Origin of the sequence: Streptomyces blattellae, assembly GCF_009709555.1 — a bacterium.
Taxonomy (GTDB): domain Bacteria; phylum Actinomycetota; class Actinomycetes; order Streptomycetales; family Streptomycetaceae; genus Streptomyces; species Streptomyces blattellae.
On the sequence record NZ_WJBG01000113.1, the window covers coordinates 89,293 to 114,777 of the forward strand.

The 25,485-nt window shown below is 70.1% G+C and carries 20 protein-coding genes and 1 pseudogene; 2 read left to right on the forward strand and 19 right to left on the reverse strand.

The genetic code is table 11. The annotated features are described in order from the left end of the window. The first annotated feature begins 55 nt into the window (after nt 1-55). Complete coding sequence (locus tag GFH49_RS07195) at nt 56-2,254, forward strand: glycoside hydrolase family 43 protein (protein ID WP_155054928.1); 2,199 nt, start codon at nt 56-58, stop codon at nt 2,252-2,254. 8 nt (nt 2,255-2,262) lie between these two features. On the opposite strand, the gene GFH49_RS07200 is transcribed toward GFH49_RS07195, so the two are convergent. The 17 genes and pseudogenes from GFH49_RS07200 to GFH49_RS41410 form a co-directional block, all read right to left on the reverse strand. Continuing rightward, nucleotides 2,263-3,375 carry a right-handed parallel beta-helix repeat-containing protein gene (locus tag GFH49_RS07200; RefSeq protein WP_155054929.1) on the reverse strand — a complete coding sequence of 371 codons (1,113 nt, stop codon included), beginning with the start codon at nt 3,373-3,375 and terminating at the stop codon, nt 2,263-2,265. Nucleotides 3,376-3,461: 86 nt separating this feature from the next. Further along, nucleotides 3,462-4,493 (reverse strand): pectinesterase family protein, encoded by a 1,032-nt coding sequence (locus GFH49_RS07205; RefSeq protein WP_155054930.1) that lies wholly within the window; start codon nt 4,491-4,493, stop codon nt 3,462-3,464. 1 nt (nt 4,494) lies between these two features. After that, the gene (locus tag GFH49_RS07210) at nt 4,495-5,613 is read right to left on the reverse strand and encodes a pectinesterase family protein (RefSeq protein ID WP_155054931.1); all 1,119 of its coding nucleotides are present in this window, start codon (nt 5,611-5,613) and stop codon (nt 4,495-4,497) included. Between the two features lie 99 nt (nt 5,614-5,712). Then, nucleotides 5,713-7,023 (reverse strand): pectate lyase family protein, encoded by a 1,311-nt coding sequence (locus GFH49_RS07215; protein WP_155054932.1) that lies wholly within the window; start codon nt 7,021-7,023, stop codon nt 5,713-5,715. Nucleotides 7,024-7,118: 95 nt separating this feature from the next. Beyond that, complete coding sequence (locus GFH49_RS07220; protein ID WP_155054933.1) at nt 7,119-7,904, reverse strand: rhamnogalacturonan acetylesterase; 786 nt, start codon at nt 7,902-7,904, stop codon at nt 7,119-7,121. Nucleotides 7,905-8,023: 119 nt separating this feature from the next. After that, nucleotides 8,024-9,358: an ABC transporter substrate-binding protein gene (locus GFH49_RS07225; protein ID WP_155054934.1), complete on the reverse strand. Its 1,335-nt coding sequence runs from the start codon at nt 9,356-9,358 to the stop codon at nt 8,024-8,026. A 51-nt stretch (nt 9,359-9,409) separates the two neighbouring features. Next, a complete protein-coding gene (locus tag GFH49_RS07230; protein ID WP_155054935.1) occupies nt 9,410-11,368 on the reverse strand; it encodes a pectinesterase family protein in 1,959 nt (652 codons plus the stop codon). 67 nt (nt 11,369-11,435) lie between these two features. Then, the gene (locus GFH49_RS07235; RefSeq protein WP_155054936.1) at nt 11,436-12,944 is read right to left on the reverse strand and encodes a glycoside hydrolase family 43 protein; all 1,509 of its coding nucleotides are present in this window, start codon (nt 12,942-12,944) and stop codon (nt 11,436-11,438) included. After that, a complete protein-coding gene (locus GFH49_RS07240; RefSeq protein ID WP_155054937.1) occupies nt 12,941-13,786 on the reverse strand; it encodes a DUF6807 domain-containing protein in 846 nt (281 codons plus the stop codon). The genes GFH49_RS07235 and GFH49_RS07240 overlap by 4 nt, the downstream gene beginning before the upstream one ends. Beyond that, the gene (locus GFH49_RS07245) at nt 13,786-14,940 is read right to left on the reverse strand and encodes a Gfo/Idh/MocA family protein (protein WP_155054938.1); all 1,155 of its coding nucleotides are present in this window, start codon (nt 14,938-14,940) and stop codon (nt 13,786-13,788) included. The genes GFH49_RS07240 and GFH49_RS07245 overlap by 1 nt, the downstream gene beginning before the upstream one ends. Then, entirely contained in the window at nt 14,937-16,220 is a 1,284-nt protein-coding gene (locus GFH49_RS07250) for a pectate lyase family protein (RefSeq protein ID WP_155054939.1), read from the reverse strand. The genes GFH49_RS07245 and GFH49_RS07250 overlap by 4 nt, the downstream gene beginning before the upstream one ends. Continuing rightward, nucleotides 16,217-17,116 (reverse strand): carbohydrate ABC transporter permease, encoded by a 900-nt coding sequence (locus GFH49_RS07255; RefSeq protein ID WP_155054940.1) that lies wholly within the window; start codon nt 17,114-17,116, stop codon nt 16,217-16,219. Before GFH49_RS07255 ends, GFH49_RS07250 begins: the two co-directional genes overlap by 4 nt. After that, a complete protein-coding gene (locus GFH49_RS07260; RefSeq protein ID WP_155054941.1) occupies nt 17,113-18,048 on the reverse strand; it encodes a carbohydrate ABC transporter permease in 936 nt (311 codons plus the stop codon). The genes GFH49_RS07255 and GFH49_RS07260 overlap by 4 nt, the downstream gene beginning before the upstream one ends. 144 nt (nt 18,049-18,192) lie before the next feature. Next, on the reverse strand, nt 18,193-19,926 hold the full coding sequence (araD, locus tag GFH49_RS07265; RefSeq protein ID WP_155054942.1) for an L-arabinonate dehydratase: 1,734 nt from the start codon (nt 19,924-19,926) through the stop codon (nt 18,193-18,195). Beyond that, nucleotides 19,923-20,834 (reverse strand): dihydrodipicolinate synthase family protein, encoded by a 912-nt coding sequence (locus GFH49_RS07270; protein ID WP_155054943.1) that lies wholly within the window; start codon nt 20,832-20,834, stop codon nt 19,923-19,925. The genes araD and GFH49_RS07270 overlap by 4 nt, the downstream gene beginning before the upstream one ends. Beyond that, nucleotides 20,834-21,511, reverse strand: a complete 678-nt coding sequence (locus tag GFH49_RS07275) for a GntR family transcriptional regulator (protein WP_155054944.1) — start codon at nt 21,509-21,511, stop codon at nt 20,834-20,836. The genes GFH49_RS07270 and GFH49_RS07275 overlap by 1 nt, the downstream gene beginning before the upstream one ends. Nucleotides 21,512-21,649: 138 nt before the next feature. Continuing rightward, nucleotides 21,650-21,888: pseudogene (locus tag GFH49_RS41410) on the reverse strand (MBL fold metallo-hydrolase); the annotation flags it as partial. Nucleotides 21,889-22,108: 220 nt separating this feature from the next. Here GFH49_RS41410 and GFH49_RS07280 point away from each other — a divergent pair. Continuing rightward, nucleotides 22,109-23,317 carry an MFS transporter gene (locus tag GFH49_RS07280; RefSeq protein WP_155054945.1) on the forward strand — a complete coding sequence of 403 codons (1,209 nt, stop codon included), beginning with the start codon at nt 22,109-22,111 and terminating at the stop codon, nt 23,315-23,317. Here the strand turns inward: GFH49_RS07280 and GFH49_RS07285 are convergent. Beyond that, nucleotides 23,242-24,414: a hypothetical protein gene (locus tag GFH49_RS07285; protein ID WP_155054946.1), complete on the reverse strand. Its 1,173-nt coding sequence runs from the start codon at nt 24,412-24,414 to the stop codon at nt 23,242-23,244. The genes GFH49_RS07280 and GFH49_RS07285 overlap by 76 nt on opposite strands. Next, nucleotides 24,411-25,352, reverse strand: a complete 942-nt coding sequence (locus GFH49_RS07290) for a 5-dehydro-4-deoxyglucarate dehydratase (RefSeq protein WP_155054947.1) — start codon at nt 25,350-25,352, stop codon at nt 24,411-24,413. The genes GFH49_RS07285 and GFH49_RS07290 overlap by 4 nt, the downstream gene beginning before the upstream one ends. Between the last annotated feature and the right edge of the window lie 133 nt (nt 25,353-25,485).

Sequence of the window (25,485 nt, forward strand, 5' to 3'; positions counted from 1 at the left end):
CTCCCAAGGCGCCGCATCACCCAACAGAATCGCCCACACTCCTACAGGACTGCCCATGCGCCCCAGAGCCGTGCTCGTCGCCTGTCTCGCCTTCCTCCTCGCCTTAGTCGCCGCACCACCCGGCACCGCGCAATCAGGAGCACCGCCCGTGAACCAGTCCAAGTACGCCGGCTATCTCTTCGCCTACTTCACCGGCGAGGGCACCGCCGACGGCGAGCAGATCCGCTACGCCCTCAGCCGCGGCAACGACGCGCTGCACTGGCGGGAGCTGAACGCGGGCAAGCCGGTCCTCACCTCCACCATCGGCGAGAAGGGGTTGCGCGACCCGTTCGTGATCCGCTCCCCCGAGGGTGACAAGTTCTATCTGATCGCCACCGACCTGCGCATGTACCAGAACTCCAGCGGCAGTTGGGATCACGTCCAGCGGCACGGCAGCCGGTCCATCATGGTCTGGGAGTCCACCGACCTGGTGAACTGGACCGACCAGCGCCTGGTGGAGGTGTCCCCCGACAACGCGGGCAACACCTGGGCGCCGGAGGCCTACTGGGACGAGACGCTGGACGCGTACGTCGTCTTCTGGGCGTCCAAGCTGTACGCCGACGACGACCCCGACCACACGGGCTCGACGTACAACAAGATGATGTACGCGACCACGAAGGACTTCCGCACCTTCAGCGAGCCGAAGGTCTGGGACGACCCCGGCTACTCGGTCATCGACTCGACCGTCGTGCAGCACGAGGACACCTACTACCGCTACACCAAGGACGAGCGGGACCCCACCTCCTCCAGCCCCTGCTCGAAGTTCATCACCGCCGAGAAGTCGACCACGCTGACGGACACCTCGTACGACTTCGTGTCGGACTGCATCGGCAGCGGCTCGATCGACCGCGGTGAGGGCCCGACGGTGTTCAAGTCGAACACCGAGGACAAGTGGTACCTGTTCATCGACGAGTACGGCGGCCGGGGCTACGTCCCCTTCGAGACCACCGACCTCGACTCGGGCGAGTGGACGATGTCGACGAACTACCAGCTCCCCGCGAGCCCCCGCCACGGCACGGTCATCCCGGTGACGCAGGCCGAGTACGACCGCCTGCTGTCCGCCTACCCGGTCACCCCGACGTCGGTCGTGGACGCGACGGCGAAGGGCCAGAAGGGCTACGCGGTCGTCACCGAGGCGACGGGCAAGGTCGTGCTGCCCATGGAACCCGCCGCGGATCTACGGCACTTGGCGCCCCGGTTCGCCATCGGCGCGGGCGCGACGATCACCCCCCGGTCCGGCACCCGCCGCGACTTCCGCAAGCCGCAGACCTACACGGTGACGGCGGCGGACGGAACGACGAGAACCTGGACCGTGGAGGCGGTACCGACCCGCAGTCCGGTCCTGCCGGGGCTGTACGCGGACCCCGACATCCGCTATATGAACGGCCGTTACTGGATCTACCCGACGACGGACGGCTTCCCGGGCTGGAGCGGTACGCAGTTCAAGGCCTACTCGTCGAAGGACCTGGTCCACTGGAAGGACCACGGCGTCATCCTCGATCTGGGCCCTGATGTCTCCTGGGCCGACCGGAACGCCTGGGCGCCCGCGATCGCCGAGAAGGACGGCACGTACTACTTCTACTTCTGCGCCGAGCAGCAGATCGGCGTGGCGGTGGCGGACTCCCCCGCCGGCCCGTTCAAGGACGCGCTGGGCAAGCCGCTGGTGGCCAAGGGCGGTTCGTACCGGGGCCAGATGATCGACCCCTCCGTCTACACGGACGACGACGGCACGTCGTACCTCTACTGGGGCAACGGCCGCGCCTACGTCGCCCCGCTGAACGACGACATGGTGTCGTTCGACGCCTCGCAGGTGAAGGACATCACCCAGCCGAACTTCCGCGAGGGCTCCTTCGTGATCAAGCGGAACGGCACGTACTACTTCATGTGGTCCGAGGACGACACCCGCAGCGAGAACTACCACGTCGCCTACGCGACCGGACCGTCCCCGCTCGGCCCGTGGACCAAGAAGGGGACGATCCTGCAGAAGCGGCCGGAGTACGGCATCCTCGGCACCGGCCACCACTCGGTGGTGAACACGCCCGGCACCGACGAGTGGTACATCGTCTACCACCGGTTCGCACTCAACGGCCCGGGCAAGGCGGGCGGCGACGGTACCCACCGCGAGACGACCGTCGACCGCCTGGAGTTCGCGGCCGACGGCACGATCAAGCCCGTGGTGCCGACCCTGGAGTCGATCAGGCCGGTACGCCGGTAGCAGCCGGTTCAGTCCATCGTCGCGCCGATGGTGGTGCTGCCCGTGGTCAGGAACGTGGTCACGGGCAGCGAGCCGTCGGACTGGCGGGCGTTGTACGTCGTCGACGCGTTCGTGGAACGGAAGGCGGGCGTCGAGATCCCGGAGTCCCAGTTGTTGCCGGAGGACACCACGGACGATCCCCTGCTCACCAGTCCGCTGCCATTGCTCACGGCCAGGTTCCGGCCCAGCCTCCCCGCGCCCGTGGCGAAGTAGTAACCCCACTTGCCGTTGGAGTACGCCGTCGTCCGGTTGATGACGATCGCGCCGGTGTTGGAGTTCTCGGTGAAACCGTTTCCGGCGTTGTCCCAGGCGGCCGAGTTGTTCACGACGTGCGCGACGACCTCGCCGTCACCACCCAGCTTGTAACCGTTTCCGTCCCCGGCGAACGACGAGTCGCTCCACCGGTTCTCGCCGTTGCCGAAGGCCCAGGTGTGCTCGACGGTGACCGGCGAGGAGAAGGACCAGAAGTCGATACCGTCATCCGAGTTGTTGTACAGGCGGGCGCCGGTGATCAGGTTGCCGGTGCCGGAGCCGTACTTCACGGCGATCCCGTCGGCGTTCTCGCCGTGACTGGCGGCGTCGTAGTGGCCGTAGGAGTCGATGTTCCTGACGGTGTTGTTCACCGTCCCGTCGCCGGTGAGCGTGAAGCCGGAGTCGCCGCCGTTGATGGTCTTGATGTTGTTCCAGTCGCTGCCGGTGCAGGACTGGCAGACGACCGCGCTGTCCGGGGAGTTCTGAAAGGTGATGTCGGAGACGCTCCAGTAGTCCGCGGTGAGCTTGAAGATCCAGTCGCCGTCGGGCAGGTTCGACCCGTCGATCCTGACGGTCTCCGAGCCGTACGCGGTGAGCGTGATCCGCGAGGCCGAGGTGCCGTTGGCCGTGGACTCAAGGGTGGCCGTCGGGTAGTAGGTGCCCCCGCGGACCTGGATGACCGTGCCGGGGGTGGCGTTCCTGAGGGCGTTGGACAGGTCGGTGGAGTTGCTGACGACCACGGTCGCGGCCTGGGCCTGGGTGGGCAGGACGGCGAGGCCGGAGCCGGCGGCGAGGGCCGCCGCGGCGAGGAGGGCGATACGACGAGACATGGAGTGCGGGTCCTTTCGTCGTGCTATGGGGGGATTCACGCGGGGGCATTCAGCGAACGGGGTCGAACCCGGTGCCCCCACCGGATTCATGGGCGCTCGTACGGCGCCCAGTCCCGCAGATAGGTCCGCCGGGTGTGCGTGGCGGCCTCCTGCGCGGTCAGCAGAGGCCGGTTCTCCGGGACGGAAACCACCGCGCCGGGGCCGGAGTTGGCGTACTCCCTGAAGCGCATGGTCTGCCAGGGGTAGGCCTCTCGCATGTCGGTGTAGGGCGTGACCGGGTCGATCCCCGGTCCGATCCAGGTGTTCCGGACCACCAGCGAGGGCCGGGCGGTCGTCTCGTACGTCGGCACCCACGGCCGCGCCAGCTTGTACGCCGCGTCCTCGGCGCCGGACGTGATGCGGGAGCGGACGGCGAGGATGCCGTAGGGGTTGGCGCGGGCGGTGGAGGGCGCGAAGACCATGCCCTTGGGGGTGAAGCCGACGTCCCGCTGGAGGGTGCGGAAGTGGCACTCCTCGAAGACGGCGGTGGCCCGGCCGAAGACGAAGTCGACGTCGCCCTCGATGTAGCAGCGGCGGAAGTACTGCCGGTCGAAGGCGGTGAGCGCGCTCGTGTCGGCGAAGAGGGTGTCCTGGTGGGCGAGGAGGCGGACGTTCTCGAACCGTGAACGGTCGCCCGTCACATAGGCCGCGACGGCCTGGGTCCCGGTGATGTCGGGGTGGTCGGCACGCAGCCAGTCGTTGGCGAGCGTGAGGTCACGGACGGTCAGGCCGGGGGCGGCGGAGGTGAAGGTGGCGGAACCCGCGGTGCCGTACGTCCCCGAACCGTCCGGCTTGGGCGTCCCATTGGCGTTGTCGAAGACGATGACGGCGTCGCGGGGGTCGCGGGTGGCGCCGCGCACCGTCAACCCGGTGAGTCCGGCAGGGATGTCGACGACCTCGCGGTACGTCCCCGGATGCACGACGATCGTCCACCCGGGCCCGTCCACCGCGTCCACGGCGGCCTGGACCGAGCCCCCGGCCCGGACATGGAGGACCCCGCGGTCCCGGGCGAAGGCGGGGGAGGTGCCGACAGCCGCCAGGCCGCCCGCGATGCCGCCGAGCAGAGTACGTCGGCGCATGTCACCGCCCCTTCCACGGCGTCCAGTCGCCGAGGTATGCCTCGCGTGTCGCCGACTCGGCCTGTTCGTCGGTGAGTTGGGGCCGGTTCTCGGGGACGGTGATCGCGGCGCCGGGGCCGGTGTTGCGGTACTCGGCGAACCGCTGGTTCTGCCAGGGATAGCCGTTCGACATGTTGGTGTAGGGCTCGGCCGCGTCGATGCCGCGGCCGAGCCAGGTGTCCCGCACGACGAGCGACGGCCGGGCGGTGGTGTCGGAGCTGGGCACCCAGGGGCGGGCCAGCTTGTAGTAGCCGTCGGGGGCCTCGCTGCTGATACGGCTGCTCGTCACCAGGTAGCCGAGCGGGTTGGCCACCGCCGTCGAGGGCGCGAAGACGAACCCGTACGGGGCGGCGGCCAGGTCGGTCCTGGTGAGCGTCCGGAAGTGGCAGTGCGCGTAGACGGCGGTGGCCCGGCCGAAGACGAAGTCGACGTCGCCCTCGGCATAGCAGTGGGAGTAGTACTGCCGGGCGAAGACGCCGAGGGCCGAGGAGTCGGCGTACAGGGTGTCCTGATGGCCGAGGAAGCGGCAGTGGTGGAAGGCGGAGCGGTCGCCCTGGACCTTGATGGCGACGGCCTGGGTGCCCGAGACGCCGGGGTGGTCTGCGCGCAGCCAGTCGTTGGCGAAGGTGATCCAGCGGGCGGTGAAGCCGTCGGCCTGCACGGTCGTGGTGGCGGATCCACTGGTGCCGTAGGTGCCACCGCCGGGCTTGGGGGTGCCGGCCGAGTTGTCGTACACGATCACGACATCGCGGGGGTTCTCCGAGGCGCCGATCCAGGTCGCTTCCGTCCGGGTGACGTCGACGGCGACCGTCTCCCGGTAGGTGCCGGATGCGAGGACCAGCGTCCGGCCGCTGCCGCTCGCCGCGGTCACGGCGTCGCGGACGGAGGTGACATCGCCGCGGCCGTGCGGGTCGACGTACAGGGTCTGCGGGGTGAGGCGCGCGGCCGGCGAACCGTATCGGCCGAACGGTCGCGGTCCGCCGGCTGCCCGCGCGGGGGCGGAGGCGAGACCGAGGGCGGCGCCCGCCGCGGCGGATGCCGTGAGGAATCCGCGGCGGGACATGGGGAAGTGCGAGGGCATGCGGGTGCTCCTTCGCGGTACGGCTCGGGTGAGTGCTCGGGTGAGTGGAGGGGCGGGGCCGGAGCGGGTGCGGCCCCGCCCCGGCCCGTTCGCCCGGGGTCAGCGCAGCCGGCCGGCGCCCGCGCGGTGATCGACGATCGCGGGAACGGCGCGTGCCGGGTCGACCTTGGTGCGCAGGGCCGGGGTCCAGCCGGCGCCGGACTGGAGGGTCTCGCCGGGGATCTCCGCGTTGTGCACGGCGATGAGGTCGGTCAGCCGGCCGTTGACGTAGTTGTTCTCGGCGGTCAGCGGCGACTCGTTCCACTTCTTCAGCACCTTGCCGACGCTGACGCCTTCGGCGAGGGAGAACGCGTTGTCGGTGGCGTACAGCTGCGAGGAGATGCCGACGCCCCAGACGTAGTCGAACTTCTGGTCCGCGCTCACCACGTAGTGGTTGTTGTAGACGTCGACCTGTCCGAACCGCACGCGCGGGGAGCGCTGCAGGATGCCGTCGAAGCGGTTGTGGTGCAGGGTGACCTTGAGCTTGCCGCCGTCGGTGGTGGCGAGGCCGTCGCCGTTTCCGATCAGCATGTTCTTGTCGTGGTCCTCGTAGGAGTTCCAGGACACGGTCACGTAGTTCGAGCCGCGCACGATGTCCGTCAGCCCGTCGTGCTGCTGGAAGACCTTGCCGAAGTAGACCGGCCGCTCGCTGTCGGGGTAGCGCCCGTCGGTGAGGGTGTTGTGGTCGATCCACACGTGATCGCTGCCGTAGACGACCACGGTGTCGTACTCGGAGTTCCAGTTGCCGGTGTTGTCGTCGTCGGTCGGGTCCCACTTGGGGAAGCAGTCGAGCGGGGCCTCGATGGTGAGGTTGCGCAGGATGACGTTGGAGACGTCCTTGATCTGGAGGCTGCCGCCGAGGATGGCGGCGTCCTCGCCGACGCCGATGATGGTGGTGTTGCTGGGGACGTAGGCCTTGATGGCCGAGTCCTGGTTGGCCATGGAAGCGACCCGCGCGTCCTCCTGCGGGCCCATGGCGACCTTGTCGTTGCCGTAGACGGCCGGGTCGTAGTCCTTGAGGTACTGCTGGAGGTCGTAGCCCCCGGTGACGAAGGCCTCGCAGCCCTCGGAGACGGCGTCGATCGTGCCCTTGACCTTGATGATCTTGGGCGCGTCGCCGCCGTCGGCGAGCGCCTGCTTGAACTCCGCCCAGGTGGTGACCGTGTAGACATGCTCGGCGTCGGCGGTCGCGCCTCCGGTGGTGCCGGTGCCGTGGGAGCCCCAGCCGTCGCCGGCCGCGAGGGTCTGCCGGGCCGCGTCCCGGGGCTGGGCCTGGGCGACCGCACTGGTCAGCGTCAGGACGAGGGCGGTGCAGCCGGCTACGGCCAGACCCTTTCCTATGACATGATCATGCCAATCCTGTGTGTTCACTGTGCGGCTCTCTTTCGACTGAGTGGAGTTCGACTGAGTGGAGTTCGACTGAGTGGAGTTCGACTGCGGGGAGGGGGTTGTCAGGCGGTGGCCGCCTACGGCCAGGTGATCCACGACTCCGGGATCTCGGCGTCGAGCCGGCACACGTCCCGGCGTGCCAGTACCCGCCGGTGCAGCAGCTCGCCGGCGACCAGACGTGCCACCTCGATGGCACCCGGCGGATTGAAGTGCGTATTGTCCTGCTCGGTCGCGGTCCAGTTGAAGTACTTCTTGGTCTCCTCGACCCCGAGCCGCTGCCACAGCGCGAGCGACAGCGCCTCGATGTCCAGCAGCGCCACGTCCTCCTCGACGGCGAGCGCCCGCATGGCCGCCGGATACTCGCCGTGACTGGTCACGGCGTTGCCCTCGGCGTCGAACCGCCGCCGCTCGACGGGCGTGGCCAGCACGGGCCGCGCACCGCGGGCGCGGGCACCGTCGATGTACAGCCGCAGATAGTCCTGGAAGGTCGTCCAGGGCTCGGTGTACCGGGTCGGGTCCTCGGCCTTCTCGTCGTTGTGCGCGAACTGGACCAGCAGGAAGTCACCCGGCTGAATGACGCCGAGAATGGCATCGAGCCGCCCTTCGTCGACGAAGGACTTCGAACTCCGCCCGTTCACCGCGTGATTGGCGACGGGCCGGTCCTTGTGCAGGAAGAAGGGGAGTGCCATGCCCCACCCGGTCTCGGGAGCGAGGCGGGCGGACTTCTGGGCGGCGGTGGAATCACCGGCGATGTAGAGAGTGCGGCTACGGCGCTCCGCGGCCCGCGCGTGGCCGGCCGCGCCGAAAGCGAGCGGAACGGCGGCAAGGGCCGCTGCGGTGGCTTGTCTCCGAGTGAGTGGCAATTCAGGTCGGCCTTTCTGCCCTCAGAAGTGCGGGACTGTATCGATGTGCGGCTGAGCCGCGTGGGGCGCGGCCGACCACGGCGAACCCGCGGCCGGCCGCGCGGCAGCCGAAGCGAGCCTCAGCCGTTCTGTTCCGTCCATTCGGCCTGGGCCTCGTTGAGCTGGTCGGCCATCGTGTCCAGGAAGTCCTTGGCACTCATGTCGCCCAGCAGCACCTTCTGGAAGTTCGGCTCGTTGTCGGCCTTGGAGATCGTGTTCCAGTCGGGCAGGTAGTACGGCAGCTGGACGATGGTGGTGGAGCCGTCGGACAGCGCGTCCGAGGCCAGCTTCGTGGGCTCGGCCTGCGCGACCCACGGGTCCTGCGCGGCCTCGGTGTTCGCGGGCACCTGCCCGGCGGACTCGTTGAACTTCGAGTTCGACTCGTGCGAGGAGGCGAACTCGATGAACTTCCAGGCGGCTTCCTTGTTCTCCGAGCTCTTGAACATCCCGAGCCCGTCCACCGGGTTGGACACCTGGACCCGCTTGCCGTCCGCCCCGGTCGGCTGCGGAATGCCGCGGAACTTGTCGGTCCCGAGCGCCTTCACATGGTCCTGGTACGACCCGAGGTTGTGGTTGAGCATCCCGATCGTGCCGGAGTCCCACTGCGCGACCATCTTGGTGAAGTCGTTGTTCAGGTCGGCGGACGGGGTGTCCTTCTTGTAGAGCGCCGCGTACTTCTCCAGCGCCTCGACGTTCTTCGGGTCGTTGACGGTGGTCTCGTCGCCGTTCCAGAACGAGGTGATCCCGCTCTGTCCGTACATCGCGTCCAGCGCCTGCGCGATGGACCCGGCGCCGCCGCGGATGGTGTATCCGAACTCGTTGTTCTCGGCGTCGGTCAGCTTGTCCGCGGCCTCGTAGAACTGGTCCCAGGTGGCCGGCTCGTCGAGCCCCGCCTGCTCGAACAGGTCGGTCCGGTAGTACAGCACCCCGTTGTTCGCGGAGGTCGGGACCGAGTACAGCGTGCCGTCCCCGCCCCCGGCGGCCTTCAGGGACTCGACCATGTCGTCGTTGAGCTTGCCGTTCAGGGAGGACCCGGAGAGCCGGTCGTCCAGCGGCTCCAGCGCGTCCTGCGCGGAGAAGCCGGCGAGCATGGAGGCGCCGACACCTCCGACGTCGGGCAGGCCGCCGGCCTGGATGGCGGTGTCGACCTTCGACTGGTACTCGGTGGAGGCGATGCCGACGTACTCGACGTCGATGTCGGGGTTGGCCTTCTCGAAGTCGGCGATGATCTCCTTCCAGATGTCGGTGCGCACACCGCCGTTGTTGTCCCAGAAGACGATCTTTCCCGTGCCGCTGCCCTCTTCGCCACTGGACCCGCTGCCGTCGTCACCGCAGGCGGTGGCGGTCAGCGCGAGTACGGACCCCAGGGCGACGGCGGTGGCAGCGCGCCTGCTTCTGCGGATGCTGATCTTCATTGGTCGGCTCTCTTCGTCTGGTTCCAGCGGAGATATGAAGTTGTGCGGGGGTCAGCGACGGGCGTACGGCGCCCAGTCGTCGGTGCCCTTGAGGTAGTCGGCGACGGTGTACGAGCCCGCCTCCGCGTCACCCATCTGCGGCCGGTCCGCGCTCACGGCGGCCCCGGGCCCGGAGTTCCGGTACTCGGCGAACCGCGCGTCCTTCCACGAGAACCCGCTCATGTCGGTCCACGGCGAGGACTTGATCGCGGCGGGCAGCTCGGTGTTCCGGATCAGCACCTGGGCGACCGCGGCGGGTTCCCCGCCCGGATGCCAGGGCCGCCCCAGATGGAACGTCCCGTCCGGCGCGTCGCTGACCACCTTCGAGTCGGTGATCAAGAACCCGTACGGGTTGCCCGTCCAGGTCGAAGCGGCCGTGATGTAGCCGTTGTTGGTGTCGGAGCCCCGGCTCAGCGCCCTGATGACCGACCGCTCGACGACCGTCGTGGCCCGCCCGTAGATGAAGTCGACATCGCCCTCGATGTACGAGTCGCGGACATAGACCCGGCTGATCACGTCCAGCCTGGGACTGTCGGTCATCAGCGTGTCCTGGTTCCCCAGGAAGGCGGTGTCCTCGAAGACGATCCGGTCGCCGGTCGTCTTCATGGCGAGGGCCTGCTCACCGTTCAGCTCGTGCGCGGCCTCGTCGAAGTCGTTGCTGAAGGTGAGATTGCGGGCGGTGACGTCGTTCGCGGCGATCCGTACCGTGGCGCTGCCCGTGGAACCCCCGTACGCCGCCGGGGTGTCGTAGACGATGACGGTGTCCGACCGGTCCTGTCCGGTCCCCTCCAGCACGATGTTCGGCTTGGTCGCGGGGATGACCACCTTCTCGCGGTACGTCCCCGGCGCGACCGAGATCGTCACCGTACTGGCGTTGCCGTCCGGCACGGCGTCCACCGCGGCCTGCACGGTCGGGTAGTCGGCCGGAACGTGCAGGGTCGTGCCGACGCGCTGCTGCGGCCCGGAGAACTGCTTCACCAGCGCGGGCACGGCGGCGGCCGGGTCCGGCCGGTAGTCGTAGAACTCCCGCGGATCGAAGGCCGTGCCCCATGCGTCGGTCCGCCCGGTCGTGTTCTTCAGGATCGACCCGCGCTGCACCAGTTCCGCGGTGGCGTCGGCCTGGTAGGGGTGCTGGACACCGTCGTAGTAGCTGTTCTCGATGACCATCCTGGTCCGGCCGCGCGACCAACTGCCGTACGTCCACACCGGGTCGCCGTCGTCGACCTGGTCCGAGAAGTAGTTGTTGTACAGGTGGGCGTAAGCGCAGTTGTCGGCCGACGGATTGCGCTGCTTCGTCCCGGAGAACCAGTTGTGGTCCATGGTGATCTGGGTCTGGACGTTGTCCGTCCAGCCGATCCCGACCGCCTTGTTGTGGTTCGCGAACTGGTTGTAGGAGACGGTGATGTACTGACTGTCCTTGCGGATGTCGAGCAGCCCGTCGCCCATGTGCTCGAAGCGGTTGTGATCGATCCACACATGGTCGGCGGTGTCCATCTGGATGGCGTCGAAGTCGGTGGTCTTGCCGTCCCAGTCACCCTCGACGTACGAGTCGCGGATCGTCAGATTGCGGATGATGACGTTGCTCGTGCCCGGGGCGAGGTGCAGCTCCCCGTGGACGATCTCGCCGGTGTCGCCGACGCCGGTGATCGTCTTGTTGGAGCCGACCACGATGTCCGAACCGAAGGGCGCGACGTCGATCGACCCCGATACCCGGATGATGTACGGCTCGGGCGCCGCCGCGTACCTGGCCAGCGAGGCCTGGTCGGTGACGGTGACGACCTTGCCGCCCGCGCCTCCGGTGGTGCCGCCGGCGAGGGAGGCGAAGCCATGGGGGGTGTCGGAGAACCGGGGTGCGGCGGGCGCGGCGGCATCCGCGTCCCCGACCGTGCCCAGTCCCAGCGCGGCCACCAGGCCCGCGACGGCGGCGAGGGCTCTGCCCGCATCGGGCAAGCGCTTGCTACGGAAGTGCATCTTCTTGCGGCTCCCAACTGGCATACGGCTCAAGCGGCTTACAGAGGGCTGATCTGGCAGGCGGGTTTTACAGAGGGCTGATCTGGAAGTGCGTGAAGGTGGCGGCGCCGGCGTGTCCCTGACCGGCGGGCGCGGATGCGAACAGACCGAGCAGCGCGCCGACCCAGCGCCATGGGGTGGCGGCGAAGACCTGGCCGGAGGGCTCCCAGCCGTCGCCGGTGTCGTAGTGGAAGCGGCAGCGGGCGCCCGCACCGATCTCGACGCGCAGAAGGGCCCGGCCATCCGGGGCGAGGCGCGGGTGGCCGGCGTCCCGCTCCGCCTCCGCGACGGCCTCGGCGAACCGGTGCACGAGGTGGACCGTCCCGTCGGCCGCCCGCTGGAGCCCGATCCAGCCGAACGCGTCACCGAGGACGGCGAGCCCGGCCCGCGCCCCCGGCTCCGCACCGTCCAAGTGCAGTTCCACCTCGGCCGCCGAGGGAGTACCGGGCAGCCGCTGGGTGAGGATGTTCGGCAGTTTCCGCAGGTCGTGCGCGTCCGCCGAACGGACACAGGCCAGCCGGAGGCCGTCGCCGGAGTGCTGCGTGGCCCAGCCCTCCCCGGGGTTGGCGGTCCAGCTCCACTGGCGGCCGAAGCGTCCGCCGGGGAAGTCGTCGTCGGTGGCGGGCGCGGTCGGCGGCTGGGGTGGCAGGTCCGGTCTGGCGTGTACGGCGACGGGGGCGCCCTCGTCGCCGAGCACCGGCCAGCCGTCCGTGCCCCACCGCATCGGCTGGAGGTGGACGACCCGGCCGTACGCACCGCGCTGCTGGAAGTGCAGGAACCAGTCCTCGCCGGAGGGGGTGCGCACCCAGCCGCCCTGGTGCGGCCCGTTGACGTCGGTGTCCTTCTGCTCCAGGACGATCCGCTCCTCGTACGGCCCGAAGAAGCCCTGGGAGCGGAAGGCGCCCTGCCAGCCGGTCTCCACTCCCCCGGCGGGGGCGAGGATCCAGAACCAGCCGTCGTGCCGGTAGAGCTTGGGGCCTTCCAGGGTGAACCAGCCGGGGATGCGGTCTCCGTCGACGATCACCTTGCCCTCGTCGAGGAGTGACGTCCCGTCAGGGTGCATTCGATGGCCGGTAAGGCGGTTCTTGATGCCGGAGCGGGACTTTGCCCAGGCGTGGACCAGGTAGGCCTCGCCGGTCTCGTCGTCCCAGAGGGGGCAGGGGTCGATCAGGCCCTTGCCCGCCTTGAGGAGGTGGGGCTGGGTCCAGGGGCCGCGGATCTCGGGGGCGTTGATCTGGTGGATGCCCTGGTCGGGGTCGCCCCAGAAGATCCAGAAGCGGTCGTCGTGGTGGCGGAGGGCGGGTGCCCAGACCCCGCAGTCATGGCGCGGGGACGTGAACTCGGCCGCCGGCTCCAGGCTGCCGAGCGCGTGGCCGACCAGGGTCCAGTTGACCAGGTCGCGGGAGTGGAGCAGGGGCAGTCCGGGTGCGCGGCCGAAGCTGGAGGCGGTGAGGTAGAAGTCGTCGCCCACGCGGACCACGTCCGGGTCGGACCAGTCGGCGTTCAGGACCGGGTTGCGGTAGGTGTCGGTCGTCATGGGCTCACCGCCTTGCGGACCAGGGACGCCGCTTCGAGCCGGCTGATCCGGCCGTCGGCGACGACGGTGACGATCCGGCGGACGGCGGTCTCGCCGGGCGGGATCGGCAGCCGCTCCTCGGCGGCCAGGGAGGAGCCGACGCCGGGGTACTCCGTGGCGCGCACGAACCACTGGTCCCGGCGGGTCTGTTCGGTGGCCCCGGCGAAGACCAGGGTCCAGGTCGAACCCGCGAGAGCGACCCAGGGGGCGCGGGTGCCGTGGACCTCCTGCTCGCCCTCGCGGTCGATGGTGAACACGTCCGGCGCCGCGGACTCCTTGCGCGCCCGCCAGAAGAAGCCGCCGTAGGCCGCGCCGGGGCGGCCGTTGGTGGCCGGGCTGCCGATCGACAGCGGGGCGGACGTGATGTTGGTGAGCGAGAAAGTGAGGTCCAACGCCCAGGCGGCGTCGGTGAGTTCGGTGGCCGCCACGGTACGGCGCTCGCGCAGCAGCTCGGTGCCCGCGGCCACCCAGCGCAGTTCCTCCACGAAGCCGTCGGGGTCGCGGAGCTGGAACGCGGTGTGCCGCTGGGCTCCGTGGTTGTCCAGCTCGGTGGGGCCCCGGTCGCGGACGTAGGTGCGCCCGCCCCAGAAGTTGTGCCCCTCGACGTCGGGAACGGCGACACCGACGCCGAGGTGGTGTGTGTGGTCGGCGGGGCTCAGCTCGGTGACCGCCGTGCCGGCCAGGGTGGTGACGGGGTGCAGATAGGGGCGTGGGGAGAGCCGGGGGGCCAGCTCTGGCCGCGTCGTGTAGCGGGCGACCGGGCGGCCCGCGACGCGCAGGACCGCGGAGTCGGTGGTCGTCATCAGGTGCTCACCTCTTTCGGGCGCGCTTGCGGGAACGCCCAGGGGGCGCCCAGCTCGGAGTAGAGGGAGAGGGTGTCGGCGGCGGCTGCGACGAGTCCGTCGACGCCGGGGACCACCCGTCGGCCCTCGTCGGGCAGGAAGTGCCAGGCCTCCTCCGGCAGCGGGGCCGGGTCGGGGGCCAGTCGAATCGCTTCAACGACCTTCATGAAGGCGCCCGTCGAGTCCGGCGTGACCAGCAGCCCGGCCCCGGTGGTGACGTGGTCGACGAGGTTCTCCAGCAGGTCCGTACGGCCGTACTCGGTCTCCTCGGGACCGTGGTCGGCGCGCTGGAGCAGCACGCGGTCCTGCTTGTACCAGAAGGTGATCCGGCCCCGGCTGCCGTGCACGAGGACGTACGGCTCGTCGGGATCCTCGGCGCACAGCGTCGCGGCGACGGTGACCGGGCGGCCCGCTGTGCTGGTGACGCGGACGCAGGAGGTGTCGTCGGACTCGATGTCGTTGGCGCGCAGCAGCTCGGTCTCGATGCCGGTGACGTCCTCGGCGCGGGTCGTGCCGTTCAGCGCGAGGGCGGTGGCGACGGCGTGCGCGAGCGGGTTGGTCAGCGCACCGTCGATCACATCGACACCGTTCAGCCGCCGCTTGCCCGCCCACGGCGCACGCCGGTAGTACGCCTCGGCGCGCGCCCAGGCGCCCGCCCCGCCGATGCCGGCCGGCTCCCCGATCGCCCCCTCGGCGATCAGCTCGCGGATCACCGGCACGGCGTGCGAGCCCAGCGACTGGAACCCGATCTGGCAGGCGACGCCCGCGCGGGCGACCCCGTCGGCCATCCGCCGGAACTCGGCGTACGACGGCGCCGGCGGCTTCTCCAGCAGCAGGTGCACTCCCCGCTCGGCGGCCGCCAGGGCGAGGTCGGTGTGGGTCGGGATCGGTGTGCAGATCACCGCGATCCGCGCGCCGGTGGAGTCGAGGAGGGCGCCGAAGTCAGCGGACTGCTCGGGCGTGCCGAGGCCGTCGGGGAGCTCGGCGGCGGCCAGCGGGGTCAGCTCGCAGATGCCCGCCAGGCGGACGATGCCCTTGTCCTGAAGGCGGCGGATGTTGTCGAGGTGCCAGCGGCCGTGGCCCCGCGCTCCCGCCAGGACGATGTCTGTGCTCATGGCAGCCTCCCTGCGCCCGCGCCGCGCGCCACCTCTCGGTCGGCCCGCTCGGCGCTGTCGATCTTTGTGTGCAGGGTAGGTGTCCAGCCGACGTCGGCCGTGAGATCGCGCTCGCTGCCGGAGTTGTAGGCGTTGTAGATCGCCAGCAGATCGACCGGATAGCCGTTGAAGAGGGTGCCGGTCTGGTGCAGGGCCGAGCCGTTCCAGCTCTTGACGAGGTCGGCGACCTCGATATGGCCGGGGGTGTGGAAGGCGTTGTTCTCGGCGTAGACGGCCGACTCGGTGGAGATGCCGAGCGAGTAGCGGTAGTCGTCCTCCACGAGGTACCGGTTGTTGTAGACGTGCACCTGCCCGAAGCGGGCGCGCGGGGCGCGTTGCACGACGGACTCGAACTCGTTGTGGTGCAGGGTCACCCGGAGCTTGCCGCGATCGCCCGTCGCCGAGTCGCCGCTGCCGATCAGCATCGCCTTGTCGTGGTCGGCGAACCGGCTCCAGGAGACGGTGACCAGGTCGGAACCGCCTGTGATGTCCAGCAGGCCGTCGTGGCGGAGGTAGTTGCGGGCGAAGTAGGTGGGCTCCTGCGCGTCGGCGTGGCCCTTGTCGCTCGCGGTGATGTGGTCGATCCAGACGTGGGTGGCGCCGGACAGCCACAGGTTGTCGTACGCCGTCTTCCAGTCGCCGAGGCCGCCGGTGTTGGGCTGCCAGACGGGGAAGCAGTCGTAGGCGTCACGGAGTTCGAGGTTGCGGACGATGACGTTGCGCTCGTTCTTGATCTGGAGGCTGGCGCCCTTGAGGACGGCGTCGTCGCCGAGGCCGACGATGGTGGTGTTGGAGCCGACGTTCAGGACGACCCGTTCGGCCTGCTGGGCGGCGGATGCCTGGCGGGCCTCCTCCTGCGGGCCCGACGGCTTCGCGGCGCCCCAGGTGCGGGGGTCGTAGGCGGCGAGGTACTTCCTCAGGTCGTAGCCGTCCGTGGCGTAGTCCGAGCAGTCCAGGTGGTCGCCGTCGTCGTCGGTGTTGGCGTCGATCGTCCCGGCGATCTGGATGATCTTCGGGGTGTCGCTGCCGCCGTCGAGGGCGCGGACCAGTTCGGCGCGGTCGGTGACGGTGAAGACATGGGCGTCGTCGGCGGCCGAGCCTCCGGTGGTGCCGGTGCCATGGGCCGCCCAGCCGTCGTTCGGGGCCAGGGTGTCGCGGCTGATGTCACGGGCCTCCGCGTGCGCGGGGACGCAGAGTACTCCCAACACGCTTGCCGCAGCGGCGATCTGACGGAGCCTCATCCCTTCACCGCCCCCGCGCTGAAGCCGGTGATCAGCCACTTCTGGATGAAGGCGAAGACCACGATCACGGGTACGGCGGCGATGATGCCGCCCGCGGCGAGCGCGCCCAGATCGACGCTGTCCGCGCTCATCAGGGTGTTGAGGCCGACGGGGATGGTCTGCCTGTCCTGGTTGTTGAGGAACATCAGGGCGAACAGGAAGTGGTTCCAGGAGTGCACGAAGGCGAAGGAGCCGACGGCGATCAGACCGGGGCGCAGCAGCGGCAGGACGACGATCCGGAAGGCGGTCATCCTGTTGCAGCCGTCGACCCAGGCGGCCTCCTCCAGGGAGTACGGCACGTTCTTGATGAAGTTGCTGATCAGGATCATCGACAGCGGTAGCTGGAAGACCGTCTCCGCGAGGATGACGCTGCCCAGCGAGTTGATCAGCTGCAGCTCGGCGAAGATCTCGAACAGCGGCACCAGCAGCAGCGCGCCCGGCACGAACTGGGAGCACAGCAGCCCCAGCATGAAGGCCCGCTTGATCTTGAAGTTGAACCGGGCGAGGGCGTAGCCGCCGGCCAGCGCGATGAGCGTCGTCATCACCAGCGTCGCGACGCCCACGAGGACGCTGTTCTGGAAGTAGGTGCCGAACGACCGGTCCGTCCACACCTTCTCGAAGTGGTCGAAGGTCATCGGCCAGGGCACCAGCGAGGTGGAACCGGCCGGGCGGAGCGCGAAGAGCAGGATCCAGTAGAAGGGGATCAGCGTGAAGAGCAGATAGATCCCCAGCGGGAGGTAGATCTGCCAGCGTGGGGCCTCGTCCCAGGCGCGGCCCTTCTTCGCCGGACGCTGCGGCTCGGGGGCCGGGCGGCGGGCGGCCGGGGCGACCGCGCCGACCTCCTTGAGGGTGCTCACTTGTCCTCACCTCCGAACTTGCTCAGCCGCAGATAGACCGTCGAGCAGAAGAGCAGGATCACGAACGCGACCGTGGTCAGGGCCGACGCGTAGCCGAAGTTGTGGGCGTCGACGCTGGTGTTGGCGATGTAGAGCGGGAGTGTCGTCGTCTCCCCGGCCGGTCCGCCGCCGGTCAGCGTGTAGAGCAGGTCGACGTTGTTGAACTCCCACACCGCGCGCAGCAGTGTGGACAGGATGATCGCGTCCTTCAGATGGGGCAGCGTGATGTGCCAGAACTGCTTCAGCCGGCTCGCCCCGTCGACCTCGGCCGCCTCGTACAGGTCCTTCGAGACGGACTGGAGGTCGGCGAGGATGAGGATCGCGAAGAAGGGCACGCCGCGCCACAGGTCGGCGACGATCGCGGCCGGGAACACGGTGGAGGGGTCCGACAGCCAGCTGGTGCCGTAGGAGCCGATGCCCATGTCGGCGAGGTAACGGGTGATGCCCGTCTGGGAGTTGTAGAGCAGCACCCAGATCGCGGAGGTCAGTACGCCGGAGACGGCCCACGGCGAGAACACCAGCGCGCGGCCCAGCCCCCGCCCGACAAAGGTCTGGTTGACGATCAGCGCCAGTGCCAGCCCGAACAGCAGCTGCAGTCCGACCTCGACGACCACCCACTGCGCGCTGAAGACCAGGGTGTCCCAGAACAGCGGGTCCTCGGTGAAGGCGTGGACGAAGTTGTCGAAGCCCGCGTAGCCGTTCCGCCAGGGTTTGGTGGGGTTGTAGTCCTGCAGGCTGTAGTAGAAGACACTGAGCACCGGGTAGGCGATGAAGCCCAGCATCAGCAGGGCGGCCGGGGCGATCAGCAGGTACGGCAGCTTGCGCGGGGTGGCGGAGGCACGGCGCCGCCTCGGTGGCGCGGGCGGTTTCGCCACGGCTGCGGCTTGGGCCATGACTGTTCTCCGTTCGGTTACGTATTTCTCGTGCGGGTGGAGCCCTTGCTTCTCTGCGAGTGGAGCGCTTGCTTCTCGTGCGGGTGAAGCGCTTGCCGATCAACGTTCGGGATCTCGACCAAGTGGAGCCCGGTCGAGGGTGGTTCAGCCCGCGTACGGGTCCTGCACCTTGCCCGGCCGGGCGAGGAACTCGAAGTCGCAGCCGGTGTCCGCCTGGGTGATCTGTTCGTTGTAGAGCGCGCCGTATCCGCGCTCGTATCGCACCGGCGGCGGCGTCCACTCCGCTTTGCGCCGCGCCAACTCCTCGTCGTCCACGTTGAGTTGGAGCCTTCTTGCCTCGACGTCCAGGGTGATCGAGTCGCCCGTGCGCACCAGCGCCAGCGGTCCCCCGATGTACGACTCCGGCGCCACGTGCAGCACGCACGCGCCGTAACTCGTGCCGCTCATCCGGGCGTCGGAGATCCGCACCATGTCCCGTACGCCCTGCTTGAGCAGATGGTCGGGCAGGGGCAGCATCCCGTACTCCGGCATGCCCGGACCGCCCTTGGGCCCGGCGCCCCGCAGCACCAGCACGCTGTCGGCGGTGATGTTCAGGGCCGGGTCGTTGATGGTCCGCTGCATCGTCCGGTAGTCGTCGAAGACGACCGCGGGGCCGGTGTGCTTGAGCAGGTGCGGCTCGGCGGAGATGTGCTTGATGACGGCGCCGTCCGGGCAGAGGTTGCCGCGCAGTACGGCCACCCCGCCCTCGCTCGCGACCGGGTTGCCGCGCGGGCGGATGACGTCGTCGTTGTGTACCTGGGCGCCTTCCAGTTGTTCCCGCAGGGTGTCGTACGAGACCGTCGGCCGGTCGAGGTGGAGCAGGTCCGGGATCCGGGAGAGGAATCCGGGCAGGCCGCCGGCGAAGTGGAAGTCCTCCATGAGGTACGTCCGTCCGCCGGGCCGTACGTTGGCCAGTACCGGCACGGTACGCGCGACCCGGTCGAAGTCGTCGAGGGTGAGCTTGACGCCCGCCCGTCCCGCCATGGCGATCAGATGGATCACGGCGTTGGTGGAGCCGCCGAGACCCAGGACGGTCGTCACCGCGTCCTCGAAGGCCTCGCGGGTGAGGATGGCCGACGGCCCCCGCCCCGTCCAGGCGAGCTCCACGGCGCGGCGCCCGGAGGCGGCGGCCATCCGCTCGTGCCCGGAGTCGACGGCCGGGATCGATGAGGCGCCCGGCAGCGTCATGCCGAGAGCTTCCGCCGCCGCGGTCATCGTGGAGGCGGTCCCCATGGTCATGCAGTGACCCGGTGACCGGGCCAGTCCGCCCTGGAGTTCCCGCAGTTCGCAGTCCGTCAGGTTGCCCGCGCGGTGCTCGTCCCAGTACTTCCACATGTCGGTGCCGGACCCCAGGGTCTCCCCGCGCCAGTGCCCCGGCAGCATGGGACCCGCGGGAACGAAGATCGACGGCACATCGGCCGTGACCGCGCCCATGAGCAGCGCCGGCGTCGACTTGTCGCAGCCCCCGAGCAGCACCGCCGCGTCGATCGGATACGACCGCAGCAACTCCTCCGTCTCCATCGCGAGCAGGTTGCGGTAGAGCATCGGAGTCGGCTTCTGATAGGTCTCCGAGAGCGTGGAGACCGGGAACTCCAGCGGGAAGCCACCGGCCTGCCACACCCCCCGCTTGACCGCCTCGGCGCGCTCGCGCAGATGGACGTGGCAGGGGTTGATGTCGGACCAGGTGTTGAGGACCGCGATGACCGGACGGCCCCGGTACTCCTCGGCCTCGTATCCCAGCTGGCGCATGCGGGCGTTGTGCGACCAGGTGCGCAACTGGCCCTCGGCGCCGAACCACTGGTGGCTTCGGAGTTCCTCCGGGCGTTTCCTGGCGGTCATATGGACCACCCCGCGGCTATCGCGGCGACCTCGGCGCGTTCGTCCTCGGGCAGCGGTTTGCTCGGCGGGCGGACCTCGCGGCGGCACAGGCCGAGGGAGGCGAGGGCCTCCTTGACGATGGTGACGTTGTTCGCGGAGCCGTTCGCGGCGCGGAGTTCCTCGAAGCGGCGGATCTGCTCCCAGACCTTCATGGCGGCCGGGTAGTCGCCGGATCGAAGCGCTTCGATCATGTTCAGCGAAACGGCGGGGGCGACGTTCACGAGTCCTGAGGTGAAGCCGGTGGCGCCCGCGGAGAAGTAGGAGGGCGCGTACGGCTCGGCGAGACCGGCGACCCAGACGAAGCGTTCCAGGCCGGCGTCGCGGGCGAAGGCGGCGAACTTCGCGGCGTCCGGGACGGCGTACTTCACACCGATGACGTTCGGGCAGGCGTCGGCGAGTTCGGCGAGGCGGAAGCCGCTGAGCTGGGCGTTGCGGATGTACGGGACGACGCCCAGCTCGGGCACGGACTCGGCGACGGCACGGTGGTAGTCGACCCAGCCGCCCTGGGAGACGTACGGGTGGACGGGCTGGTGGACCATCACCATCTGGGCGCCGAGTTCGCGGGCGTGCCGGGCGGAGGCGGCCGCGGTGGGGACGTCGTGCCCGACGCCGACCAGGACGGTGGCCCGCTCGCCGGCCTCGTCGAGGGTCAACTCGGTGACGAGCTGCCGCTCTTGGGGCGTGAGGGCGTAGAACTCCCCGGTGTTCCCGTTGGGCGTGACGATACCGATACCGCCGTCGAGCAGCCGGCGCAGCAGGGCCCGGTGGGTGTCCTGGTCGACGCTGCCGTCCTCGGCGAACGGGGTCACCGGGATCGCCACCACGTCTGCCAGGGCCGCCCGCTGGGCCTCGAACGTCACGCTGCTCATTACTCGCCTTCCTCGTCCTGGTGCGCTGCCTGGATCTCTTCATGGGCCCCGGGGAAGGCCCGCCGCACGAACGACGCGATATGCGCGTGGAGGGCGCTCGCCGCACCGTCCGCGTCGCCCTCAAGGGCCAGCCGCAGGATCTCCCGGTGCTCACCGGCCTCCCGCTCCCAGGAGGGCGAGGCCGCCCAGGCGACGGCGGAGACCAGGGCGGCCTGGTCGCGGACCTCGTCGAGCATCCGGCCGAGCAGCGGATTGCCGCACGGCAGGTACAGGGCGCGGTGGAACTCCCGATTGGCGAGGGAGCGTTCGGCGGTGTCGCCGGCCGCGTCGGCGCGGGTCAGCGCGGCACGCGCGGCATCGAGGGAGGCGCCGCGCCGGACCGCCCGCTTCAACGCCTCGGGCTCCAGCAGCAGCCGCACGTCGTAGACCTCACGCGCCATGTCCGCGTCCACCATGCGCACCGTGACGCCCTTGTACTGGCTCATCACCACGAGCCCGGTCCCGGCCAGGGTCTTCAGCGCCTCCCGCACCGGGGTCTTCGACACCCCGAACTGCGCGGCCAGCTCTGTCTCGACCAGGGCCTGACCGGGCGTCAACTGCCCGGTGAGGATGCGGCGTTTGATCTCCTCCAGCACATATTGCGTGCGGGAGGGGATCGGCGTGGGCACAGAGGTCATGCGCGCCTCTCGGATATGCGATCTCGCGTATCGCGTCTCATATATGACGTACGAAGTACGACGCGTTGAAGGTAGGAGGGGCGCTGTGTTTCGTCAATGCTTCCGGCAAAGGAAGTTGAGGCTGCCCATCAGACGGCAATGGGTGACGAGCAGCTCCCGCACCCCGCCGCACGGGCCGTCCGTCCGGCGTCCTCCGGCGTCAGACGCCCCTGTTCGCCTTCGCGATGCCGGTCGTTGTCCGGCCCGCACAGGAACAGGTCGGCTCCCGTGGCGAGTTCGGTGAGCGCGGCGCAGGGTCCGGTGTCGCCGGAGCAGGCGAGGACGCGGCTCTGGCACTCGGCCCGCAGCCCGTAGGTCCCGGTGTCGTGACGGACGGCCGGGCGGCGAGGCGCAGGTCACCGCGTATGCCGCTGCAACTCCGCGAATGTCGTGATCTCAGCCGCCGAAGACATCCTGCGCGCGCGTGACCTCCCACCGGGACTTCCAGGCCACGGCGTTCCCACACCATGAGCACGTTCTGATCACCGCTCCAGGGCCGCCGATGTAGGGCATCTGCCCGATCCCCGCCGCCCCTCCTTAGACCCACGATGAGCAGGCATGACGACGACCATGACTGTGCTGCGCGACCGTGCTGCGCGGCTGTATCTGGGTGCCGTGGCGGTGTCGGGGTTCGGCACGTCGGCGCTGTGGCTGGCCTCCGGGGTGTGGGTGAAGGACCTCACCGGTTCGGACGGGCTCGCGGCGCTGTGCATGCTCGCGCTGTGGGCGCCGACGGTGGCCGGACCCGCGCTGGGCACGTTCGCCGACCGGACCCGCCGCAAGCCGCTGCTGGTCGCCCTGAACCTGGTCCTGGCGGGCCTGTTGCTGACCCTCCTCACGGTGGACTCGCCCGCCGACCTGTGGCTGCTGTTCACCGTGCTGGCCGCGTACGGCACTGCCTCCGTGGTGCACGAGGCCGCCAAGTCGGCGCTCGTCGCGGCCTCCGTGAGCCCGGAGCTGCTCGGTGACTTCAACGGCCTGCGCATGTCGGCCGTGGAGGGCATGAAGCTGGTGGCCCCGCTGGCCGGCGCCGGCGTGTACGCGGCATACGGCGGGCAGGCGGTCGCGCTGGTGGACGCGGTCAGCTTCCTCGGCGCGGCCGTGCTCTACGCGCGCGTGCGCGTTCGGGAGAAGCCGCGCTCGCGCGCCACGCGCGCGTGGCGGAGGGAAGGCGTCGAAGGTGCCCGGTTCCTGTGGGGGCACCCCCGCCTGCGTCCCCTGGTCCTGGCCGGCGGTACGACGATGCTGTTCGCCGGCCTCAACGGGGCGATGGTCTACGCCGTCGTCGAGGGGCTCGGCCACTCCCCCGCCTTCAGCGGTGTGCTCTATGCCGCGCAGGGCGCCGGGTCGGTCGCGGTCGGGCTGGTCTCCGGGCCTGCGTTGCGGCGGCTGGGCGAGCGCCGGTTCGCCGGGTACGGCATCGCGCTGAGCGCCGCCGCGGTGGCCCTGCGGGCCGTTCCGTCGGACGCGGTCGCCGTGGTGTGCGGCGCGGCGACCGGGGCGGGGCTGCCCTGTGTGCTGATCGCCGCGCTGACCGCCGTACAGCGTGAGACGCCGGACCGGCTGCGGGGGCGGGTCGCCGCCACGGCCGGCACCCTGGTCTTCGCGCCGAACGCGGTGGGGCTTGCCGTGGGGGCGGGTCTGGTCGAGCTGGTGGATCTGCGGGCGCTGCTGGTGGTCCTCGGCCTGGGTCAGCTGCTGGCCCTGCTGCCGCTCAGGGCCTCCCGTACGGCCTCCAGGTCCGCGTCCGACGCCAACCCGGCGTGATACAGCCGTATCTCCGTGGCCCCGCACTCACGCGCGCGTGCCGCGTCCGCCGCGAGCGTGCCGGGGCGCCCGCCCATGCCGGAGACGATGGTGAAGTTGGCGGCGATCACCGCGTCCTTCCCGGTCTCCGTGAACGGCGTCAGCAGGCCGGGGCCGTCCGCGCACGGCACGACCACACCGTCCGCGACGGACAGGATGTGCGCCGGATCGACCCCGGCGTCGGCACCGCAGTGGTAGGTCACCGGGTCGGCGTGCAGCAGGATCCGGAAGTCGCCGGGGGCGGCCGCGCGGACGGCGGCGACGGCCTGCTCCTGGAGGGTGCGGGCGGTGTCGTCGCGCCACGCGCGCGTGGCCGCCGCCGTACCCTCCCCGAGGAGCTTCTCCACACCCGCCCAGCCCTCGTCGTCGGCCGCCCCCTGCCACAGCGGTTCCAGGGCGGCCCGTACGGCGACGGCCAGCTCGTCGGCGTCCAGGCCCCGCTCGCCGTACCCGGCCCGGCAGTCCGGGCAGAAGCACAGGGACATCAGATACTGCCCGGCGTCCCCCAGAGCGACCCCGCCGGTCTTGTCATGGGCGTGCAGATGCCGCAGGCCGTACCAGCCGAGGGACTCCAGCTCGGTGCCGGCCGCACCCGGGCGTACGGCGGCCTCGGCGGCCAGATCGACGAGGTACGCGCGCGTGGCGGGCTGCGCGATGCACGGCGCCCACGGGTAGCGGTCGCCGTAGGCGTTGACGACCGAGGTGGCAGGGTGCTCGGCGCCCAGGCGGGAGTTGTGCGCGAGGACCACCCAGGAGTGCACCTCCAGGCCGGCCCGTGCGAGGGCGTCGGCGGCCTCGCCGAAGGCGTCTCCGGGGGCCCAGTCGCCGGCCGCGTAGGGGCGCGGGGTGCGGCCCTCCCAGCGGCGGCCGACCGGGTAGAGCAGGGAGGCGTGCTCGGCGGTGACGATGCGGTGGCGCGGGTGGCGGGGGGTCAGGGCGCGGGTGGAGTGGTACGCGGCGGCGAGCGTCACCTGCCCCACGCCGAGCGCGGCGATCCGCGCGGGGGCGTCCGGGTCGCCGCTGACGTCCCAGGGGTAGACGAATGCCGATGCCCTCACTTGCCCTCCTCCAGCAGCGCGTACCCGCGCTCGATGATCTGCGCGAGACGCTTCACATGATCCTCGCTCGGCTCGTGCAGCGGGGGCCGGACCTCCCCCACGTCCAAACCGCGCATCCGCACCCCCGCCTTGACGAGCGCGACCGCGTATCCGCGTCCCTGGGCGCGCAGTTCGACGAACGGGCGGTAGAAGCCGTCGAGGAGGCGGTGCGCGGTGGCGGTGTCGCCGGTCTCCAGCGCCCGGTGGAAGGCGAGCGCGATCTCCGGCGCGAAGCAGAAGACGGCGGAGGAGTAGCGGGTGACGCCGATCGCGCGGTAGGCGAGCTGGGTCTGCTCGGCGGTCGGCAGGCCGTTGAAGTACAGGAAGCCGCCGGGGACCTCGGTGCGTACGGCGCTGACGATGCGCTGCATCAGATCGAGGTCGCCGTAGCCGTCCTTGAGGCCGACGACGCCCTCGGTGCGGGCCAGCTCGACGACCGTCTCCGGGGTGAACACGGCGTTGTCGCGCTGGTAGACGATCACGGGGAGCGGGGTCGCGGCGGCCACCTCGCGGTAGTGCCGCAGCAGCCCCTCCTGCCCGGCCAGGACCAGGTAAGGCGGCAGTACGAGCAGCCCGTCCGCGTCGGCCGCGTACGCCACGCGCGCGTACCGCACGGCGAGCGCGGTGCCGTAACCGGCCCCCGCGACGACCGGCACCCGCCCGGCGGTCTCCTCGACGGCCACCTGGACACAACGCTCGAACTCCTCCGGGGTGAGCGCGTGGAACTCCCCGGTGCCGCAGCACGCGAACACCGCGGCTGCCCCCGCTTCGACGCCCCGGCGCACATGGGTGCGGTAGGTGTCGAGGTCGAGCGAGCCGTCCGGGCCGTAGGCGGTGACGGGGAAGAACAGCGGCCCACCGGGGATGTTCAGGCGTGCGGGAAGAGGGGCTGGCGTCACGGGCTCTCCCTGGGACGAGGACGGCCACATACAGGATCCTGATCGGAGTTTACATTTATGAACACAGCCCGCACCACCCTTGACGGGCAAGCGAGATGATCCTTACCTTGTCCACGAATGTGAATACAGTGCA

Coding starts and splice junctions, on each gene's coding strand:
- GFH49_RS07245 (WP_155054938.1), bottom strand. CDS start 14,940: ATGAGCACAGACATCGTCCTGGCGGGAGCGCGGGGCCACGGCCGCTGG.
- GFH49_RS07225 (WP_155054934.1), bottom strand. CDS start 9,358: ATGAAGATCAGCATCCGCAGAAGCAGGCGCGCTGCCACCGCCGTCGCC.
- GFH49_RS07200 (WP_155054929.1), bottom strand. CDS start 3,375: ATGTCTCGTCGTATCGCCCTCCTCGCCGCGGCGGCCCTCGCCGCCGGC.
- GFH49_RS07205 (WP_155054930.1), bottom strand. CDS start 4,493: ATGCGCCGACGTACTCTGCTCGGCGGCATCGCGGGCGGCCTGGCGGCT.
- GFH49_RS07235 (WP_155054936.1), bottom strand. CDS start 12,944: ATGACGACCGACACCTACCGCAACCCGGTCCTGAACGCCGACTGGTCC.
- GFH49_RS07240 (WP_155054937.1), bottom strand. CDS start 13,786: ATGACGACCACCGACTCCGCGGTCCTGCGCGTCGCGGGCCGCCCGGTC.
- GFH49_RS07280 (WP_155054945.1), top strand. CDS start 22,109: ATGACGACGACCATGACTGTGCTGCGCGACCGTGCTGCGCGGCTGTAT.
- GFH49_RS07275 (WP_155054944.1), bottom strand. CDS start 21,511: ATGACCTCTGTGCCCACGCCGATCCCCTCCCGCACGCAATATGTGCTG.
- GFH49_RS07260 (WP_155054941.1), bottom strand. CDS start 18,048: ATGGCCCAAGCCGCAGCCGTGGCGAAACCGCCCGCGCCACCGAGGCGG.
- GFH49_RS07270 (WP_155054943.1), bottom strand. CDS start 20,834: ATGAGCAGCGTGACGTTCGAGGCCCAGCGGGCGGCCCTGGCAGACGTG.
- GFH49_RS07230 (WP_155054935.1), bottom strand. CDS start 11,368: ATGCACTTCCGTAGCAAGCGCTTGCCCGATGCGGGCAGAGCCCTCGCC.
- GFH49_RS07195 (WP_155054928.1), top strand. CDS start 56: ATGCGCCCCAGAGCCGTGCTCGTCGCCTGTCTCGCCTTCCTCCTCGCC.
- araD (WP_155054942.1), bottom strand. CDS start 19,926: ATGACCGCCAGGAAACGCCCGGAGGAACTCCGAAGCCACCAGTGGTTC.
- GFH49_RS07250 (WP_155054939.1), bottom strand. CDS start 16,220: ATGAGGCTCCGTCAGATCGCCGCTGCGGCAAGCGTGTTGGGAGTACTC.
- GFH49_RS07210 (WP_155054931.1), bottom strand. CDS start 5,613: ATGCCCTCGCACTTCCCCATGTCCCGCCGCGGATTCCTCACGGCATCC.